Source organism: Rhizobacter koreensis, assembly GCF_013366375.1.
In the GTDB taxonomy this organism is placed as follows: Bacteria; Pseudomonadota; Gammaproteobacteria; order Burkholderiales; family Burkholderiaceae_C; genus Schlegelella_A; species Schlegelella_A koreensis.
In genome coordinates, this window is record NZ_JABWMJ010000007.1 from 18,054 (window position 1) to 35,626 (window position 17,573).

Here is a 17,573-nt window from a genome sequence, read left to right on the forward strand (position 1 = left end):
TCGCTCGGTGTCGCCGTCCTTCGTCGTGGTGCGCGCGCCTCGGATGCGCGGGTCACTTGAAGAGGTCGAGCGGAATGGCGTTGCCCATCACGGCATAGCCCGCGTCGTTCGGATGCAGCTGGTCGCCGATCTGCAACGAGGCGATCATCAGTCGGGGGTTCGCGGGGTCACGGATCACCGCGTCGAAGTCGATGAAGCCATCGTGCTCGCGGGTGGTCCGGATCCAGCTGTTGACCGTCTGCCGGCGCGACTCGACCGAGTCGGATCCCCGCCCGTTCGGCGTGATGGTGCCGACGTAGATCTTCAGCTGTTGCAGGCGAGCCCGCGCCACGACCTGCTGCAGAGACGCGATCACGTCCTCGGCGGACGTTCCGCCGTTGATGTCGTTGATGCCCAGGAGAAGGATCACGTGCGTCGCGCCGGTCTGCGCGATCACATCGGCGTCCATCCGCGCGAGCGCGCTCGGGTTGGTCGCGCCGCCACCGAAGGCGACCCGGTTGCCGCCGATGCCGACGTCGGCCACTCCGAGTCGCATCGTGGGCAGGAGGCGCCGCGCGAGCACGTCGGGCCAGCGCGAGTTGGTGTTGGCACTCGATCCGAAGCCTTCGGTGATCGAGTCGCCGAACGCCACGATGGCACCGCGTCGCCCCGGCGCGTCGACGTCGATCGCGGCAAGGAAGTTCCAGATCGTGCGCGTCGAGGCTTGGGGGAACGCCGTCGAGCCGACGAAGTTGCCGGTCTGCGAAACGTAGTTGGTCTGCTGTGCCGTCGTGCGCACCGTGAGCACCGTGCCGGTGGCCGAGGTATCACCCGGCAGGTACAGGTCGACCGCGACGTCGCCGAGGTCGGGCACGTCGAGCGTGACCCAGTCGCTGACCATCTCGGCGAACGGCGGGATCGTGACCGACGCGCTGCCGGCGAACGCGAGCGGCCGGCTGCTCGCCGGGTCGATGCCGTTGCCGGTGGTGCGCAGCGCGATCTGCGCAGCGCCGACCTCGAGCGGCAGCGGGTTCCAGCGGTTCGACAGCTTGATGCGCACCCGCGAGCCGCCGATGCTCAGGTGCGCGATCTCGCGCAAGGTCTGGTTGTTGACGCGATTTCCGGCCGACGGGTTGGCCGCGAACATCGGAACGCCCCAGCTGACGACGGCGTTCGGATCGCCGATCGGCGCCTGCGCGTGGCCGAGGGTGGGCAGCGCCACGAGCGACGCTCCCGCGAGCAGTACGAAGGCCTGCATCAGACCGCGCCGCGCGCCGTCGAGACGACGGCGCCCCTGCCCGGCGCAGGTCCGCATCGCTGCCTTCAATGCCGTGAAGTTCATGAATGTCTCCTGTCTTCGTGAGCCGCCGGCGCACAGCGCTGCGGCGGCCCGATCTGGTTCTTGTAGGGGGTACGACGGGCCGCGCGTCAGAGCAGGCGCGGTCGCGGTCCGGCAAACAGGCTCAGCGGAACGGCATTGGCCATCGCGGCGTAGCCGGCGCTGTTGGGGTGCAGCGTGTCGCCGCTGTCGTACATCGCGAGCATGACGCGCGGGTTTGCCGGATCGCGCACCGCGGCGTCGAAGTCGATGACCGCGTCGTACTCGCCGCTGCTGCGGATCCACGCGTTGACCGCCTGACGTTCGGCCTCGCGCGCTTCCGGCGCGTTGCCGTACGGCGTGAGTGTCGCGCCGTAGATCTTCTTGCCCTTCGAGTGCGCGCGGCGGATCAGCTGCCGATGGCCGTCGATGATCCGCGGCGCCGTGGCGCCGCCGCTGATATCGTTGATGCCTTCGAGGACGACGATGTTGTAGACGCCGGTCTGCGCGAGCACGTCCCGATCGAAGCGCGCCAGTGCGCTGTCGCCGGTGCCGGTGGCGAGCACGCGGTTGCCGCCGATGCCGAGGTTGACGACACCCATCGGTGCCGACGGGCTCGCGGCCAGCAGCCGTTGCGCGAGGTAGTCGGGGTAGCGCGCGTTGGCGCCGATCGTCGACCAGCTGCCGTCGGTGATCGAATCGCCGAAGCAGCACACCGAGCCCGGCGAGCGGCTGTTCGAGACGTCGACACCCGTGAGGAAGTACCAGGCCGTGCGGCTCGCGACGGTGGGGAACGTCGGCGTGCCCGCCACGTTGCCGTTGGCCAGGTACGAGAGCACCTGCCCTGCCGGGCGCGCGTTGTGCAGCGTCAGCGGCGACGTGCCCGACGACGTGTTCGACGCGATGTAGACGTCGATCACCAGATCGCTCTGGCTGGGCACGTTCCAGCCGATCCAGTCGCTGTACAGCTCGCCGAAGGCGGGAATGGTGAAGAAGGTCCGACCATTGAACGTGAGGGTGCGGGCCGACCCGGCCTGCGCGTTCTCGTTGCCGGCGGAGACGCCGATCGTCGCCGCGCTGACGACCAGCGTGCTCGTGCCGTAGCGGTTGGACAGCTTGACCCGAAGCGAGTCGCCGCCGACGCTCAGGTGGACGACCTGGCGGATGGTCTGGTTGTTGATCTGGTTGTCGGCGGCTGGAGCCGCCGACACCGGTGCGGCGGCCCAGCTCGCACTGGCGTTGAGATCCTGCCGCGAGATCGCGAACGCCGACGGCGCCAGCGCAAGACCCGCCGCGGCGGCCGGCACGCCGACCATGAACGAGCGTCGGCCCAGCCTTCCGCCGGAGCCTGCGCTCGGGTCGCCCGCCTCCGGTCGCGTCGGAACGGATTCCAGCTTCATCGTGTCGTCTCCTGTCGTTGTTGTGTGGCCCGGCAGCCCATCGTCGTGGCTGCGCGAGGCGCCCTCGTTCGAACGCACCCTCCGGACGGGCGGGTGCGGTGCGCGGTGGCGAGCCTCAGTCGTTCGCGTAGATGTCGACGTCCTTGGTCTCGCGGATGAAGAGCGTGCCGATGATGAAGGTCATCACCGCGATCACGATCGGGTACCACAGGCCGTTGTACATGTTGCCCGTGGAGGCGACGATCGCGAACGTCGTCGTCGGCAGGAGCCCGCCGAACCAGCCGTTGCCCACGTGGTACGGCAGGCTCATCGACGTGTAGCGGATGCGCGTGGGGAAGAGCTCCACCAGCGCCGCGGCGATCGGGCCATAGACCATCGTCACGTAGATGACGAGGATCCACAGGATCGCGACGATCTTCCACCACTGCCCGCCCATGAACTCGATCGGCTTGGCCTTGGCCGGGTAGCCCGCGGCGCTGAGCGCGCTGCCGATCTCCTTCTTGAACGCGGCGATCTTGGCGGTGCTGTCGGCGTCGAACTTCTGGTTGACGACGTTGGCCGCCGGCGGCGTGATGGTGGTGTTGCCGATCGTGACGGTCGCGGGCGTGCCGGCCGGCGCGTCGGCGTTGTCGTAGCTGACCGAGCTTTGCGCGAGGAAGCGCTTGGCGATGTCGCACGAGGTGCGGAAGTCGATCTCGCGCGCGATCGGGCTGCCCTGGAACGAGCACTGGCTCGGGTCGGCGTGGACGACGACCTTGTTGTTGGCCTGCGCGGCGGCAAGCTCGGGGTTGGCCGCCTGCGTGAGCGCGCCGAACAGCGGGAAGTAGGTCAGCGCCGCAATCAGGCAGCCGGCCATGATGATGGGCTTTCTGCCGATGCGGTCGGACAAGGCGCCGAACACGATGAAGAACGGCGTGCCGAGCAGGAGCGCCGCGCCGATCATGAGCTGCGCGGTGGTGGCCTCGACCTTGAGCTGCGCGGTGAGGAAAAAGAGCGCGTAGAACTGGCCCGTGTACCAGACGACGCCCTGGCCGGCGGTGAGGCCCAGCAGGGCCAGCAGCACGATCTTGCCGTTCTTCCAGTTGGCGAACGACTCCGACAGCGGCGCCTTCGAGGTCTTGCCCTCGGACTTCATCTTGGCGAACGCCGGCGACTCGTTGAGCTTGAGCCGGATCCACACCGAGATGCCCAGCAGCACGATGGAGATCAGGAACGGGATGCGCCAGCCCCAGGCGTTGAAGGCCTCGTCGCCGACCATGGCCTTGACGGCGATGATGACGATGAGCGAGAGGAACAGGCCCATCGTCGCGGTGGTCTGGATCCACGAGGTGTACGCGCCGCGCTTGCCGTGCGGGGCGTGCTCGGCCACGTAGGTCGCCGCACCGCCGTACTCACCGCCGAGCGCCAGGCCCTGCACCAGGCGCAGCGCCACGAGGATGATCGGCGCGGCCGCGCCGATGGCGGCGTAGTTGGGCAGGATGCCGACGATGAAGGTCGACAGGCCCATCAAGAGGATGGTGACGAGGAAGGTGTACTTGCGGCCGATCATGTCGCCCAGGCGCCCGAACACGATGGCCCCGAACGGTCGCACCAGAAAGCCCGCCGCGAACGCCATCAGCGAGGCGATGAACGCGGCCGTGGGATCGAGCGCGGCGAAGAACTGCCGGCCGATGATCGCCGCCAGCGACCCGTACAGGTAGAAGTCGTACCACTCGAACACGGTCCCCAGACTCGACGCGAAGATGACCTTCTTCTCTTCGCTGGTCATGGGTCGTGGGACCTGTTGGTTGGCGGGAATCGCGGCTGCGACCATCGGCGGGCTCCTACGGTGGAAGTGGAATGGCGTGAGTGCCGGGGGACGCGCTCACCCCCGGGATGGCGCCGAGAATTGCATACGCCGGTCGCTTCCTGAATCCGGACTTAACGCTCCGGCAACGTTCTTGTAAAAAGGCCCACTCGACGCGCGCCGGCTTTGACAGCGATTGACATTGCAGTGCAGCAAGTCACCATCACGCCCGACACGCCACCGGTTGAACACCGCAGGGCTGGGGCCCGAAACAGCCGACGCAGCGGTCGTGGCCGCAGTACGCGATGTCCTGCAGCCGCATCGGCTCGCGAGAGCCGACAACCGGGGCATACACGGTTCGACCGATCGCACGCGTTCTTGTAAAAGCCGACACTCGCGAATCGATCCTTTGACAGGATTGACATTGCGCCGCAACACGAAGGACGCCTGCTTGGCTCGCACCCTGATCGGCTCACGCATCCGCGACCGTCGCAAGGCGCTCGGCACGACCCAGCTCGCACTGGCGCAGCAGGTCGGCATCTCGCCGTCGTACCTGAACCTGATCGAGAGCAACCGGCGCAACATCGGCGGCACGCTGCTGCGCCGCATCGCCGACGAACTTGGCCTCGGGGTCGACGACTTCGACGGCGCCGTCGAGCGGCGGCTCGTCGACGAGTTGGCCGAGGTCGCGGCGGCGCTCCAGGGCGGCCCGGCTCGCCCGGAGCCCGAGAGCTCCGCGCGCCTGGCAGCCGAGCATCCGCTCTGGGCGCAGACGCTGGTGTCGCTGCACCGCGCCTGCCTCGACCGCGACCAGACCATCGCGAGCCTCTCGGACCGGCTCAATCAGGACCCGTTCCTCGGCGAGGCGGTCCACCAGATGCTCAGCAAGGTGACCGCGATCCGCTCGGCCTGCGAGATCCTCGAAGGCGACGACGCACTGCAGCCCGGCCAGCGCGAGCGGTTCCTCTCGATCGTCAGCCAGGACAGCCGGCGCCTCGCGGACGTGGCGAGCTCGCTCGCCGCGTTCTTCGACAAGGCGCGCATGCGCTCGCGCTCGATCACGCCGGTCGAGGAGGTCGACGACCTGATCGGCGAGAGCGAGAACCACTTTCCCTCGCTCGAGGACGCCGCCGAACGGGTGCGCGCCTCGTGGCCCGCGGGCAGCGACGACGTCGAGCACGCGCTCACCGCCTACCTGCTGCGCGCGCACGGCGTGCACGTGCGACGGGTGCCGGCGAGCGTCGGCGCCGGCACGAGCGCGACGCAGCGAGTCGCTCCGCACTTCGACCCCGATGCCCACACGCTCGAGCTGCCCGAGCTCGCCGCCGGGCCGACACGCCGCTTCGCGCTCGCCCGCCTCGCGGCCAGCCTCGCCTGCTTCGCCGAGGTCGCGCAGATCGTCGAGACCTCCGATCTGCTGCATGCGCCGGCGGCTCGCCGCAAGGCGCGCGCCGCGCTGATCGCCTACGTCGCCGGCGCCATCCTGATGCCGTACGAGGCGTTCCGCGCCGAGGCCGTCGCCAGCCGCTACGACGTCGGTCACCTGTGCCGGCGCTTTCGCGTCAGCTTGGAGCAGGCGGCGCACCGCCTCACCACCCTGCGTCGCGCCGGCGCCGAAGGCGTGCGCTTCGGTTTCATCCGCGCCGACGCATCGGGGCACCTCAGCAAGCGCCTCGCCCTGCCGGACCTCGCGATGCCGCGCTACAGCTTCGCGTGCCCGCTCTGGGCGCTGCACGAGGCGTTCCAGACGCCCGGTCAGCTCAAGCGTCAGCTGGTCGAGTTCCCCAACGGCACGCGCTATGTCTTCTTCGCCCAGACGGTCGAGAAGGCGCGCGAGTCGCCGCACGGGCCGCGCCGGCTGATGGCCCTCATGCTGGCGTGCAACGTGTTGCACGCGCCGGCCATTGCCTATGCCGATGGGCTCGATCTCTCGTCGGCGGCGCCGGCGGTGCCGGTGGGTCAGACCTGCCGCATGTGCGTGCGGCGGGGCTGCGCGTGGCGCCAGGAGGCGCCGATCATCGAGGACGCGAGCGAGCCCGCGCACCGGGAAGATTCCGATTACGGCGCGCTCCATCCGCTCTAGGCTCCGCCCTTCGCCCACCCTCACGAACGCCGATCCCATGACCGCACGCGTGCTCATCGCCGAGGACGAAGAGAACATCGCGGAGTCGCTCAGCTTCATCCTGCGCCGCGACGGCTTCGAGGTCGATGGCGTGAGCGACGGCGCGAGCGCGCTCAACCGCGTGCGCGGTGGCCGCTTCGACCTCCTCATGCTCGACGTGATGCTGCCGGCCATGAACGGCTTCGAGGTGCTGAAGAACCTGCGCGCCGACGCCGCGCTGCGCGACCTGCCGGTGGTGGTGGTGAGCGCCAAGGCACAGGCGCAAGACCGCGAGCTCGCCGCCTCGTTCGGCGTGCAGGCCTACGTGACCAAGCCGTTCTCGAACCGCGAGGTGGTCGACCTGGTACGGCGCCTCACCGCGCGCTGAGGTGGACCCGGGCGCGCCGTCGCCGCGCGCACGCCAGCGCGCGGCGCTCGCGCCGGTGTTCGGCGCCTTCCTGCTGCTGCCGCCGTTCGTGTGGCTGTTCGCCGGCTACCGCACCGTCTTCGGCGTGCCGCTGATCGTCGCCTACCTGTTCGGGGTGTGGCTCGCGCTGATCGCGCTCACCTGGTGGCTGACGCGCCAGGTCGGCGCGGATGCCCCGGCGCACGCCGAACCCGCCACCGAGACGGCGCCACCGCCGGAGCCCTGATGCTGTCGACCAACGTCGTCATCGTCGTCGCGCTGGCGTACGTCGCATTCCTGTTCGCCGTCGCCTTCATCGGCGACCGGCGCGCGCGCCAGGGCCGGCCGGGGTGGCTGCAGTCGCCGCTGACCTACACGCTTTCGATCTCCGTCTACTGCACCTCCTGGACCTACTACGGCGCGGTCGGGTCCGCCGCCCGCAGCGGCATGGAATTCGTCGCGATCTACCTGGGGCCGACGCTGGTCTTCGTCGGCTGGTGGGTGCTGCTGCGCAAGCTCGTGCGCATCGGGCAGATCCACCGCATCACCTCGATCGCCGACATGATCTCGTCGCGCTACGGCAAGAGCGCGAGCCTCGCGGCGCTGGTCACGGTGATCGCGATCGCGGCGTCGACGCCGTACATCGCGCTGCAGCTGCAGGCGGTCGCGACGAGCTTCCAGGTGGTCAGCGGTTCGGGCAGCGACGCGGTGAGCGGCGTCTCGAGTGCACGCCCCAACTTCCAGCTCGCGTTCCTGATCGCCGCCGGGATGGCGTTCTTCACGATCGTGTTCGGCACCCGCAACGTCGACGCCAACGAGCGCCATCACGGCGTCGTCGCGGCGATCGCGGTCGAGGCCGTGGTCAAGCTGGTCGCGATGATGGTCGTGGGCCTGCTGGTGGTGTTCGGCATCTCGGGCGGTCCGATCGACGCGTTCGCGTACATGCCCGACGGCATGCTGCGCGGCCCGCAAGGCTTCGGCTCGCAGTGGGCGACCCAGCTGTTCCTTGCCGCGACCGCCGTGATCTGCCTGCCGCGCCAGTTCCAGGTGACGGTGGTCGAGATCACCGACGAGCGGCACCTGCGCACCGCGGCGTGGCTGTTCCCGCTCTACCTGCTCCTGATCAGCCTCTTCGTGCTGCCGATCGCGATCGCCGGGGTGAACCATCTGCCGCCCGACGCCAACCCCGACATGTTCATGCTCACGCTGCCGATGTGGGCCGGGCGCAGCGAGATCGCGCTGCTCGCGTTCCTCGGCGGCTTCTCCGCGGCGACCTCGATGGTGATCGTCGCCTCGATCGCGCTCTCGACGATGGTGTCGAACCACATCATCCTGCCGGTCGCGCTGCGCCTCCCGTGGGTCTCGCTCAACGCCAGCGACGACGTGCGGCACCTGCTGCTGACCAGCCGCCGGGTCAGCATCTGCGTGATCCTGCTGCTGGCGTTCCTGTATTTCCGCCTGAGCGCGCGTTTCAACCCGCTGGCATCGATCGGCCTCACCGCGTTCGCCGGCGCGGCGCAGCTGCTGCCGTGTCTCGTCGGCGGCCTGTTCTGGCGCCAGGCGACGGCGCGCGGTGCGGTGGTCGGCCTCGCCGCCGGCGCGCTGATCTGGGCCTACACGCTGCTGCTGCCGGGCTTCCAGGGCGAGTTCCTGCTCTCGCGCAGCGACATCGCCGGAGGCGTGTTCGGGCAGTCGTGGCTGCGCCCGCAGGCGCTGTTCGGGCTCACGGGCCTCGACCCGCTGGTGCACGCGGCGTTCTGGAGCCTCTCGATCAACACAGTGTTGTTCGTCGCCGTGTCGCTGTGGCGCGAGGCCAAGCCGCTCGAGCAGCTGCAGAGCATGCTGTTCATCGACGTCTTCAAGAGCCGATCGGCCGACACCTCGCGCGTGGTCAGCCGCTCGGCCGCGACCGACGACCTCAACCTCCTGGCGCAACGCCTGATCGGCCACGACGCGGCACGCCAGCTGTTCGGCCCCGGGTCCGGCGGGAGCGAGGCGCAGCGCCCGGTCGCCGACAACGCGCTGATCACCGAGCTCGAGCGCAAGCTCGCCGGCAGCGTCGGCGCCGCGTCGGCACGCGCGATGGTGTCGCAGGTGGTGACCGGCGAGACCATCAGTCTCACGGAGCTGCTGCGCATCGCCGACGAGACGCAGCGCGTGCGCACCTACAGCCTGCAGCTCGAGGAGCAGTCGCGCCGGCTCGCCGCCACCGCTGCCGAGCTGCGGTCGGCGAACGAGCGCCTGACGCGACTCGACAGCCAGAAGGACGACTTCCTCAGCCAGATCAGCCACGAGGTGCGCACGCCGATGAGCTCGATTCGCGCGTTCTCCGAAATACTGATGGAGACGCTCGAGATGGACCGCCAGCAGTCCGAGCGCTACCTGCAGATCATCCACGAGGAGAGCATCCGCATGACGCGCCTGCTCGACGGCATCCTCGACCTCAGCGTGCTCGAGGGCGGCGACGCGCCGTGGGCGCTGACGCCGACCGACCCGGAACTCGCGCTCGAAAACGCCATGCGCATCTGCCACGGACTCGCGCCGCACGGCCGCACCCGCCTGATCAGCGGCGAGCGCGCCGCCGGCATCCGCCTGCTTGCCGACGGCGATCGCCTCATCCAGGTCTTCATCAACCTGATCGCCAACGGCATCAAGTACAACGACAGCGCCGAACCGTTCGTGCGCGTCAGCAGCGCGGTGCGCGGCGACCTCTACGAGGTGCTGGTCGACGACAACGGCCCCGGCATCCACGGCGAGGAGCGCGAGCGCGTGTTCTCGAAGTTCTCGCGCGGCTGGCACCAGCGGCGCTCGGCCGCGCAGGGCGCCGGTCTCGGCCTCGCGATCAGCTGGCAGATCATGCGGCGCCTCGGCGGCACCCTCGAGCTCCTGCCCGACCGCGGCACCGGCGCATGTTTCCGCGTCCAGCTGCGCCGGATTGCCCCGGCTTGACGCCGCCGGCCCGACCGTGCTTGGCCGGTCGGCCGTGCAATCCGGCACGAGCGGAGCCCGGCGGCGCTGCGCTCGCGAGTATCTCTGGCCACCTGGAGGAGCCAGCGCCGAGTATCTGCGGCTTGTGTTCCGAGCCGACTATTTTGACGGGCGATATTCACCGGACCGCTTCGATGAGGGCTCGTGAGTATCTCGGGAGAGTATTGCCAGACTTGCGGCTGAGCGGGGTCGGCGTCTGCGGTGCGGCAGAGCCGCCGCGGGCAGAGGGTCCCGGCGTTCGGCGCGCGTGGCCAGACGCGGCTCGAGGTTGAGCGACGCTCGAGCGGACGACGGCGCGCGCCCGGTCGTCGATGGTGGCTGGAGACGGCGGGTGGCGACCCGCCGCAATCGCATGCAGCGCCCCGCGCAATGCCTGCGGCTCCGCCGGCGCCGGCGGCGGAGCCGCGATGCCCGAGCGTGGGCTGCAGCCCACGACGCGCGCCGCCGGTCGTATGGGACGTGAAAAGCAACCGCTCGAGAGTGAGTCGCCGCCGCCGAGTCGCTGGTTCGCACCTACCCTCCGCGTGCCCCTCACTAGGAACAAACCCTTGGACGTCTATTCCTGGCTCCACGTCGGCATCGCCACTGCCGCCGTGGTCACCACCGGCGCCATCGCCGGCTGGCTTGCTCATACGCGCCGCTCGACCCGCGCTGCCGTCGCGGCTCGCGCCCGCGCCACCGCGAGCCGGGTCGAGACGGCGCGCGCCACACCCGCTAGAGCCGAGGCCCTGCCGACGCGCGCGGTCGGAGAGCACGCCGACGAATCCACCACCCGGCCTGCAGCGCTGGACGAGATCGCGGGACCGGTGCGCGTCCTCAGCCGACCGGCTGGTGCAGCCGTCGTTCAGGGTGATGGGTCTGCCCACGTCCAGCCGACGCGCCGGATCGACCCGCTTGCAGACGGACGGCGCTCCGAACCGCCCCGCGCCGCCGCGTCGACGCCCGGCGAACCACGCACCCGATCGGCGCCATCGGGGGGCGACGGGCAAACCGCGCGGCCGGCGTCGATCGGCCCTTCAACGCGGGCGCACGCCACCGCCGCGGTTCTGGAAGCCGCAGCCAAGGCCCGCATGGAGGGCTTCGAGGCCGAGCACCGCGCTGTGCAGGTGGTGGCACGCGCGGCCGAGCGCCCGCCCGAAACGGACGGCACGGCGGCGTCGCGCGCCGCGCGCAGCCAGGGGGTGCGCGCGGCCGAGGCCCGCGCGCGCGCCGAGCGCGAGTCGATGGTGACCTCGATGAATCCGCGGGCCTTCACCGAGCAGATCGCCGAGTACCGCGCCGAGCTGCAGCGCCGGGTCGCGCAGGAGGAGGCGCGGGTCGAGGCGATGCAAGCCGAGGCGCGGCGGCAGTGGGCCGAGCGCACCGCGACGCACGGGCACCGCATGCGCAGCGATGCGGCCGCTGCTGTACCCGGATGAGAAGCGGCCTGACGGCGTCGACCTGAACAGGCTCGGCCGGCGAACAGCAGCCGCCGGGACCGGCCCAAAAAAAGCGCCGCTTCGCGCGGCGCTTTTCATATCTGGTGGAGCTGGGGGGAATCGAACCCCCGTCCGAAAGCCTTTCTCAGGCAGGTCTACACGCTTAGCTGGCTGGTTTGGCTTTAAGGGTTCAGGTCGCGCAGCAGCACGCTACCGTCACCCCGAGTCACTTGATCTAGCCGGCTACCGAATGACGCGGCAGCAAGCGATCCCATGTGTATGACCTCGCAGTCTTCCGGTTACCCGTCAGACCCAGCCCATGGGCCAACTGTTGCGAGGCTCACCGGTGTTAAGCGGCGAGAGCGTACGTTTGATCGTTCGCAGTTACTTTGTTTCCAGTGGATTTACGAGCGAACTGGTGCTCGGCGTGCACTGTCCCGAGTCCGAACCTTCGTCGAAACCAGGTCAGCCCCAGAGCGCGCATCTTAAGCCAGCCGGCCCGATTTCAAGAGCTGCGCAGAGCGTCCTCGAGATCGGCGGGGCATTCGATCACGCCGTCGGCGCCCCAGGCCTCGATCGGCTCGCCGTCGCCGAGGTAGCCCCAGGCCGCCACGACGGTCCGCATGCCGGCCGCGCGCCCGGCCTGCACGTCGCGCAGGTCGTCGCCGACGTAGCAGCACGCCTCGGGCGCGATGCCAAGCCGGCGCGCCGCTTCGAGCAGCGGCGCCGGGTGCGGCTTCGAATGGGGCGTGGTGTCGCCGCAGACCAGCACACGCGTCAACGCGTCGAGACCGAGCGCGGCGACCAGCGGCGCGGCGAAGCGAGTCGCCTTGTTGGTGACGATGCCGCACGCGATGCCCTGCTCGCGCAGCGCCGCCAGCAAGGCTTCCACGCCCTCGAAGACGCGCGTTTCGGCCGTGAGGCGCGCCTCGTAGCGATCGAGGAACTCGTCGCGCAGGGCGGCAAAGTCGGGGTGGGCAGGGCCGATCCCGAGGGCGACCCCGAGCATGCCGCGCGCGCCCGAGCCGACCATCCGCCGCAGACGCTCGTACGGCAGCGGCGGCAGGTCGCGCACCGCGCGCATGTCGTTGGCCGCCCCCGCCAGGTCGGGCGCGCTGTCGACCAGCGTGCCGTCCAGATCGAACAGCGCCGCGCGCCGGGCGCCGCTCATGCGCGCCGGCGGCACGCGAACAGGTAGTTCACGCTGGTGTCGTTCGAGAGGCGGTAGCGCCGCGTCAGCGGGTTGTAGTTCATGCCCCTGGTCTCGACCACGTCGAGATCGGCGGTGCGGCACCAGGCCGCCAGCTCGCTCGGCCGGATGAACTTGGCGTACTCGTGGGTGCCCTTGGGCAGCAGCTGCAGCAGGTGCTCGGCGCCGAGGATCGCGTAGACGAACGCCTTCGGGTTGCGGTGGATCGTCGAGAAGAAGACCCACCCGCCGGGGCGCACGAGCTGGCCGGCTGCGGCGACGACCGAGCCTGGCTCGGGCACGTGCTCGAGCATCTCCATGCAGGTGACGACATCGAACGCCGCCGGGCTCTCCGCGGCGAGCGCCTCGACCGCGACTTCGCGGTAGCGGATGCGCGGCGTCTCGGTCTCGATCGCGTGCAGCTGGGCCACCCGCAGTGCCTTGGTTGCCAGATCGATGCCGAGCACGTCGGCGCCGCGGCGGGCCATCGAATCGGAAAGGATGCCGCCGCCGCAGCCGACGTCGAGCACCGCCTTCCCGGCAAGCCCCGCGTGACGGTCGATCCAGTCGAGGCGCAGCGGGTTGATCTCGTGCAACGGCCTGAACTGGCTCTCCGGGTCCCACCACTGATGGGCGAGCTCACTGAACTTGGCGAGTTCCTGCGGGTCGGCGTTGGTCATCGGCCAATGGTAGTCGGGCTGGAAAAGACGAAACCCCGCCGGAGCGGGGTTTCGGGCTGCGCCGGCGGCTCGAGAGCCGGCCGGCGTCGGAGCGGTCGATCAGCGGTTGCGGGTGCCGACCACTTCGATTTCCACGCGACGGTTCTTCGCGCGGCCTTCGGCGGTGCGGTTGTCGGCGACCGGCTGCTTCTCGCCCTTGCCTTCGGTGTAGACGCGGTTGCGCTCGACACCCTTGCTGACGAGGTACGACTTCACGGCTTCGGCACGACGCACCGACAGGCGCTGGTTGTAGGCGTCGGTACCGATCGAGTCGGTGTGGCCGACCGCGATCACGACCTCGAGGTTCAGGCCGCTCATCTTGCTGACCAGATCGTCGAGCTTGGCGCGGCCTTCGGGCTTGAGCACCGACTTGTCGAAGTCGAAGAAGGCATCGGCGGCGAAGGTCACCTTCTCGCTGGTGGCAGCGGCGGCGGCAGGCGCGGGGGCCGGCGCGGGCGCGGGGGCCGGAGCCGGGGCCGGAGCAGCGCGCGGAGCGGGAGCCGGGGCCGGAGCGGGAGCCGGAGCGCTCGGGGCGCCATCGCAGCCGGGCAGCGCGGTCGCGGGGGTCCACACGCCATCACGCCAGCACAGCTCGTTGGTGCCGTTCTTCCACGGCAGGCCCGTACCGCTGACCCAGTTGTCGACCGTCTGCGCGAAAGCGCCCGACATGGAAGATGCCAGAGCAGCGGTTGCAAAAAGCGACGCCACCTTATTCAGTTTCTTCATGATTCTCCTCTCGAGGGAAGGCGCAGTAATGTTCTGCTGAAAACGTCCGAACCTAAATCGGAAAGTACCGGCCACTCCCATGGAATGGGTGTTGACCACCGACCCGACCCATTGTGCCACTAGGGCTGCGATTGAACCGGGTTTTGGCCCGGTGCGGTATGCCTGCCGAAGCCTGTGTTGCGTAGCTGCTACAAGCACCGCCACCTACAATCCGCGGTTGCGCACGCCTTCAGCAACCCCTGTTCCCGCTTCGGCCCATCGATGACCCAGTTCGCCAAGGAAACGCTGCCGATCAGCCTCGAAGACGAGATGCGACGGTCGTATCTCGACTACGCGATGAGCGTGATCGTCGGCCGCGCGCTGCCCGACGCGCGCGACGGGCTCAAGCCGGTCCACCGGCGCGCGCTGTTCGCGATGTCGGAGCTCAACAACGACTGGAACCGGCCGTACAAGAAGTCGGCCCGCATCGTCGGCGACGTCATCGGCAAGTACCACCCGCACGGCGACCAGTCGGTCTACGACACGATCGTGCGGATGGCGCAGGACTTCTCGATGCGCCACATGCTGGTCGATGGCCAGGGCAACTTCGGTTCGGTCGACGGCGACAACGCCGCGGCGATGCGCTACACCGAGATCCGGCTCGCCAAGATCGCGCACGAGATGCTCGCCGATCTCGACAAGGAGACGGTCGACTTCGGGCCCAACTACGACGGCAGCGAGCGCGAGCCGCTGGTGCTGCCGACGCGGCTGCCGAACCTGCTGGTCAACGGCTCGGGCGGCATCGCGGTCGGCATGGCGACCAACATCCCGCCGCACAACCTGAACGAGGTGGTCGACGCCTGCCAGCACCTGCTGCAGAACCCGGACGCGACGGTCGACGACCTCATGGAGATCATCCCGGCGCCCGACTTTCCGACGGCCGGGATCATCCACGGCATCGCGGGCATCCGCGAGGGCTATCGCACCGGGCGCGGCCGCGTCGTGATGCGCGCCAGCTGCCACTTCGAGGACATCGACCGCGGCCAGCGGCAGGCGATCATCGTCGACGAGATCCCCTACCAGGTCAACAAGAAGAACCTGCTCGAGCGCATGGCCGAGCTCGTGCAGGAAAAGCGCATCGAAGGCATCAGCCACATCCAGGACGAGTCCGACAAGTCCGGAATGCGCATCGTCATCGAGCTCAAGCGCGGTGAGGTGCCCGAGGTGGTGCTGAACAACCTGTACAAGCAGACCCAGCTGCAGGACACGTTCGGCATCAACATGGTCGCGCTGATCGACGGTCAGCCGCGCCTGTGCAACCTGAAGGACCTGATCGAGGTCTTCCTCGAACATCGGCGCGAGGTGGTCACCCGCCGCACGGTGTTCGAGCTGCGCAAGGCGCGCGAGCGCGGCCACGTGCTCGAGGGCCTCGCGGTCGCCCTCGCCAACATCGACGAGTTCATCGCGACGATCAAGGCCTCGCCCACGCCGCCGGTCGCCAAGACCGCGCTGATGAGCAAGAGCTGGGACTCGTCGCTGGTGCGCGAGATGCTCGAGCGTGTCGGCGCCGACACCCCCGGCGGCCTCGCCGCGTACCGCCCGCAGGGGCTGCCCAAGGCGTTCGGGATCCAACCTGACGGCCGCTATCGCCTCTCGGACGACCAGGCCGGCGAGATCCTGCAGATGCGCTTGCAGCGCCTCACCGGCCTGGAGCAGGACAAGATTCTCGGCGAGTACCGCGACGTGATGGCCAACATCGCCGACCTGCTCGACATCCTTGCCAAGCCGGCCCGCGTGACGGCCATCATCGGCGACGAGCTGGCGGCGATCAGGCAGGAGTTCGGGCAGACCAAGGTCGGCGCGCGGCGCAGCCGGGTCGAGGCCAATGCGACCGACCTCGGCACCGAGGACCTGATCACGCCGACCGACATGGTCGTGACGCTCTCGCACACCGGCTACATCAAGAGCCAGGCGCTTTCGGAGTACCGCGCGCAGAAGCGTGGCGGGCGCGGCAAGCTCGCGACGCAGACCAAGGAAGACGACTGGGTCGACCAGCTCTTCATCGCCAACACGCACGACTACATCCTCTGCTTCACCAACCGCGGCCGGGTGTACTGGCTCAAGGTGTGGGAGGTGCCGCAGGGCTCGCGCAACTCGCGCGGGCGGCCGATCGTCAACATGTTCCCGCTGCAGCCCGGCGAGAAGGTCAACGTGGTGCTGCCGCTGACCGGGGGCTTTCGCAGCTTCCCGGCGGATCACTTCGTCTTCATGGCGACCGCCCAGGGCGTCGTCAAGAAGACCAGCCTCGACGAGTTCAGCAACCCGCGCAAGGCCGGGATCATCGCGGTCGACCTCGACGAGGGCGACTACCTGATCGGCGCCGCGCTCACCGACGGCAAGCACGACGTCATGCTGTTCAGCGACGGCGGCAAGGCGGTGCGCTTCAGCGAGGAAGACGTGCGCCCGCTCGGCCGCAACACGCGCGGCGTGCGCGGCATGTCGCTCGACGAGGGCCAGTCGGTGATCGCGATGCTGGTCGCCGAGGACGAGTCGCAGAGCGTGCTCACCGCCACGGAGAACGGCTTCGGCAAGCGCACGCCGATCGTCGAGTACACCCGCCACGGGCGCGGGACCAAGGGCATGATCGCGATCCAGCAAACCGAGCGCAACGGCAAGGTGGTCGCCGCGACGCTGGTCCGCGCCGCCGACGAGATCATGCTGATCACCGACCGCGGCGTGCTCGTGCGCACCCGCGTCGCCGAGATCCGCGAGATGAGCCGCGCCACGCAAGGCGTGACCCTGATCGCCCTCGACGGCGCATCGAAGTTGATCGGACTGCAGCGCATCGTCGAGAACGATGCGAACGGCGACGTCAACCCTGAAACCGAAGGCGACCCGGAAGGACCGGCCCCCGCCGAGGAGAACCCTGAATGAAGCGAATTCTCAGCGCGGCGATCGTCGCGTCGGCCGCCATCGGCGCTCACGCGCAGACCTCGACGACATCGCCGGCCAAGAAGGAGCTCGTGCAGAAGCTGATCCAGCTGCAGCAGCCCGACATCGAGGGCGTCGCGCGCGGCCTCGTCGAGCGGCCGGCCGGCCAGATGATGCAGGAGGTCAGCATGGTGCTCCAGCGCCAGATTCCCGCCGAGAAGCGCGAGGCCGTCGGCAAGACGGTCGAGACCGAGATCCGCAAGTTCGTCGACGAGACCGTGCCGCTGGTGCGCGAGCGCGCGATGAAGCTCGCGCCCTCGACCATCGGCGCGGTCTACGAGGAGAAGTTCACCGAGGACGAGCTGAAGCAGCTGATCGCCTGGGTGTCGTCGCCTCTCAACAAGAAGTACGTCCAGCTCGCCCCGGAAATCCGCAACGGCTTCGTGCAGAAGCTGGTCGCCGAGTCGCAGCCAGCGGTCGAGCCGAAGGTGGTCGCGCTCGACGCGCGCATCCGCACCGCGCTCGGCCTGCCGCCGCCTGCCGCGCAGGGCGCCTCGGGCCCGCGTCCGGCCGCGCCGGCGCCGACGGCGGCACCCGCCGCGTCGCGGCCGAAGGGCCGCTGATGGGGGTTGC

At 69.4% G+C, this 17,573-nt stretch carries 13 protein-coding genes and 1 other RNA gene; 7 read left to right on the forward strand and 7 right to left on the reverse strand.

Going from position 1 to position 17,573, the window contains the following annotated elements; translation table 11 throughout:
• Nucleotides 1–52 precede the first annotated feature (52 nt).
• From HQN59_RS15045 to HQN59_RS15055, 3 genes are all read right to left on the reverse strand, one after another.
• Nucleotides 53–1,321 (reverse strand): GDSL-type esterase/lipase family protein, encoded by a 1,269-nt coding sequence (locus HQN59_RS15045; protein ID WP_176069945.1) that lies wholly within the window; start codon nucleotides 1,319–1,321, stop codon nucleotides 53–55.
• Between the two features lie 86 nt (nucleotides 1,322–1,407).
• Entirely contained in the window at nucleotides 1,408–2,697 is a 1,290-nt protein-coding gene (locus HQN59_RS15050) for an SGNH/GDSL hydrolase family protein (RefSeq protein WP_176069946.1), read from the reverse strand.
• 115 nt (nucleotides 2,698–2,812) lie between these two features.
• On the reverse strand, nucleotides 2,813–4,465 hold the full coding sequence (locus HQN59_RS15055) for an MFS transporter (RefSeq protein WP_176069369.1): 1,653 nt from the start codon (nucleotides 4,463–4,465) through the stop codon (nucleotides 2,813–2,815).
• A gap of 469 nt (nucleotides 4,466–4,934) precedes the next feature.
• On the opposite strand from HQN59_RS15055, the gene HQN59_RS15060 reads away from it, so the two are divergent.
• The 5 genes from HQN59_RS15060 (at nucleotide 4,935) to HQN59_RS15080 (ending at nucleotide 11,396) form a co-directional block, all read left to right on the forward strand.
• Nucleotides 4,935–6,566 carry a helix-turn-helix domain-containing protein gene (locus tag HQN59_RS15060; RefSeq protein ID WP_176069947.1) on the forward strand — a complete coding sequence of 544 codons (1,632 nt, stop codon included), beginning with the start codon at nucleotides 4,935–4,937 and terminating at the stop codon, nucleotides 6,564–6,566.
• A gap of 37 nt (nucleotides 6,567–6,603) precedes the next feature.
• Complete coding sequence (locus HQN59_RS15065) at nucleotides 6,604–6,972, forward strand: response regulator transcription factor (RefSeq protein WP_176069948.1); 369 nt, start codon at nucleotides 6,604–6,606, stop codon at nucleotides 6,970–6,972.
• A gap of 1 nt (nucleotide 6,973) precedes the next feature.
• Nucleotides 6,974–7,237 (forward strand): hypothetical protein, encoded by a 264-nt coding sequence (locus HQN59_RS15070; RefSeq protein ID WP_176069949.1) that lies wholly within the window; start codon nucleotides 6,974–6,976, stop codon nucleotides 7,235–7,237.
• Nucleotides 7,237–9,939 (forward strand): sensor histidine kinase, encoded by a 2,703-nt coding sequence (locus HQN59_RS15075; RefSeq protein ID WP_176069950.1) that lies wholly within the window; start codon nucleotides 7,237–7,239, stop codon nucleotides 9,937–9,939. Before HQN59_RS15070 ends, HQN59_RS15075 begins: the two co-directional genes overlap by 1 nt.
• Nucleotides 9,940–10,385: 446 nt before the next feature.
• Nucleotides 10,386–11,396, forward strand: a complete 1,011-nt coding sequence (locus HQN59_RS15080) for a hypothetical protein (protein ID WP_176069951.1) — start codon at nucleotides 10,386–10,388, stop codon at nucleotides 11,394–11,396.
• A gap of 102 nt (nucleotides 11,397–11,498) precedes the next feature.
• Here the strand turns inward: HQN59_RS15080 and ssrA are convergent.
• From ssrA to ompA, 4 genes are all read right to left on the reverse strand, one after another.
• Nucleotides 11,499–11,869, reverse strand: a transfer-messenger RNA (tmRNA) gene (gene ssrA, locus HQN59_RS15085).
• A 32-nt stretch (nucleotides 11,870–11,901) separates the two neighbouring features.
• Nucleotides 11,902–12,567, reverse strand: a complete 666-nt coding sequence (gph, locus tag HQN59_RS15090; protein WP_176069952.1) for a phosphoglycolate phosphatase — start codon at nucleotides 12,565–12,567, stop codon at nucleotides 11,902–11,904.
• The gene (gene ubiG, locus HQN59_RS15095; protein WP_176069953.1) at nucleotides 12,564–13,265 is read right to left on the reverse strand and encodes a bifunctional 2-polyprenyl-6-hydroxyphenol methylase/3-demethylubiquinol 3-O-methyltransferase UbiG; all 702 of its coding nucleotides are present in this window, start codon (nucleotides 13,263–13,265) and stop codon (nucleotides 12,564–12,566) included. Before ubiG ends, gph begins: the two co-directional genes overlap by 4 nt.
• A gap of 99 nt (nucleotides 13,266–13,364) precedes the next feature.
• Entirely contained in the window at nucleotides 13,365–14,030 is a 666-nt protein-coding gene (gene ompA, locus HQN59_RS15100; protein WP_176070211.1) for an outer membrane protein OmpA, read from the reverse strand.
• A gap of 261 nt (nucleotides 14,031–14,291) precedes the next feature.
• Between ompA and gyrA the strand changes: the two genes are divergently transcribed.
• Nucleotides 14,292–16,943 carry a DNA gyrase subunit A gene (gyrA, locus tag HQN59_RS15105; RefSeq protein ID WP_176069954.1) on the forward strand — a complete coding sequence of 884 codons (2,652 nt, stop codon included), beginning with the start codon at nucleotides 14,292–14,294 and terminating at the stop codon, nucleotides 16,941–16,943.
• The gene (locus HQN59_RS15110; protein WP_176069955.1) at nucleotides 16,940–17,563 is read left to right on the forward strand and encodes a DUF2059 domain-containing protein; all 624 of its coding nucleotides are present in this window, start codon (nucleotides 16,940–16,942) and stop codon (nucleotides 17,561–17,563) included. Before gyrA ends, HQN59_RS15110 begins: the two co-directional genes overlap by 4 nt.
• Nucleotides 17,564–17,573 lie beyond the last annotated feature (10 nt).

Coding starts and splice junctions, on each gene's coding strand:
- HQN59_RS15065 (WP_176069948.1), top strand. CDS start 6,604: ATGACCGCACGCGTGCTCATCGCCGAGGACGAAGAGAACATCGCGGAG.
- HQN59_RS15055 (WP_176069369.1), bottom strand. CDS start 4,465: ATGACCAGCGAAGAGAAGAAGGTCATCTTCGCGTCGAGTCTGGGGACC.
- HQN59_RS15110 (WP_176069955.1), top strand. CDS start 16,940: ATGAAGCGAATTCTCAGCGCGGCGATCGTCGCGTCGGCCGCCATCGGC.
- HQN59_RS15075 (WP_176069950.1), top strand. CDS start 7,237: ATGCTGTCGACCAACGTCGTCATCGTCGTCGCGCTGGCGTACGTCGCA.
- HQN59_RS15080 (WP_176069951.1), top strand. CDS start 10,386: ATGCCCGAGCGTGGGCTGCAGCCCACGACGCGCGCCGCCGGTCGTATG.
- ubiG (WP_176069953.1), bottom strand. CDS start 13,265: ATGACCAACGCCGACCCGCAGGAACTCGCCAAGTTCAGTGAGCTCGCC.
- ompA (WP_176070211.1), bottom strand. CDS start 14,030: ATGAAGAAACTGAATAAGGTGGCGTCGCTTTTTGCAACCGCTGCTCTG.
- gph (WP_176069952.1), bottom strand. CDS start 12,567: ATGAGCGGCGCCCGGCGCGCGGCGCTGTTCGATCTGGACGGCACGCTG.
- gyrA (WP_176069954.1), top strand. CDS start 14,292: ATGACCCAGTTCGCCAAGGAAACGCTGCCGATCAGCCTCGAAGACGAG.
- HQN59_RS15045 (WP_176069945.1), bottom strand. CDS start 1,321: ATGAACTTCACGGCATTGAAGGCAGCGATGCGGACCTGCGCCGGGCAG.
- HQN59_RS15050 (WP_176069946.1), bottom strand. CDS start 2,697: ATGAAGCTGGAATCCGTTCCGACGCGACCGGAGGCGGGCGACCCGAGC.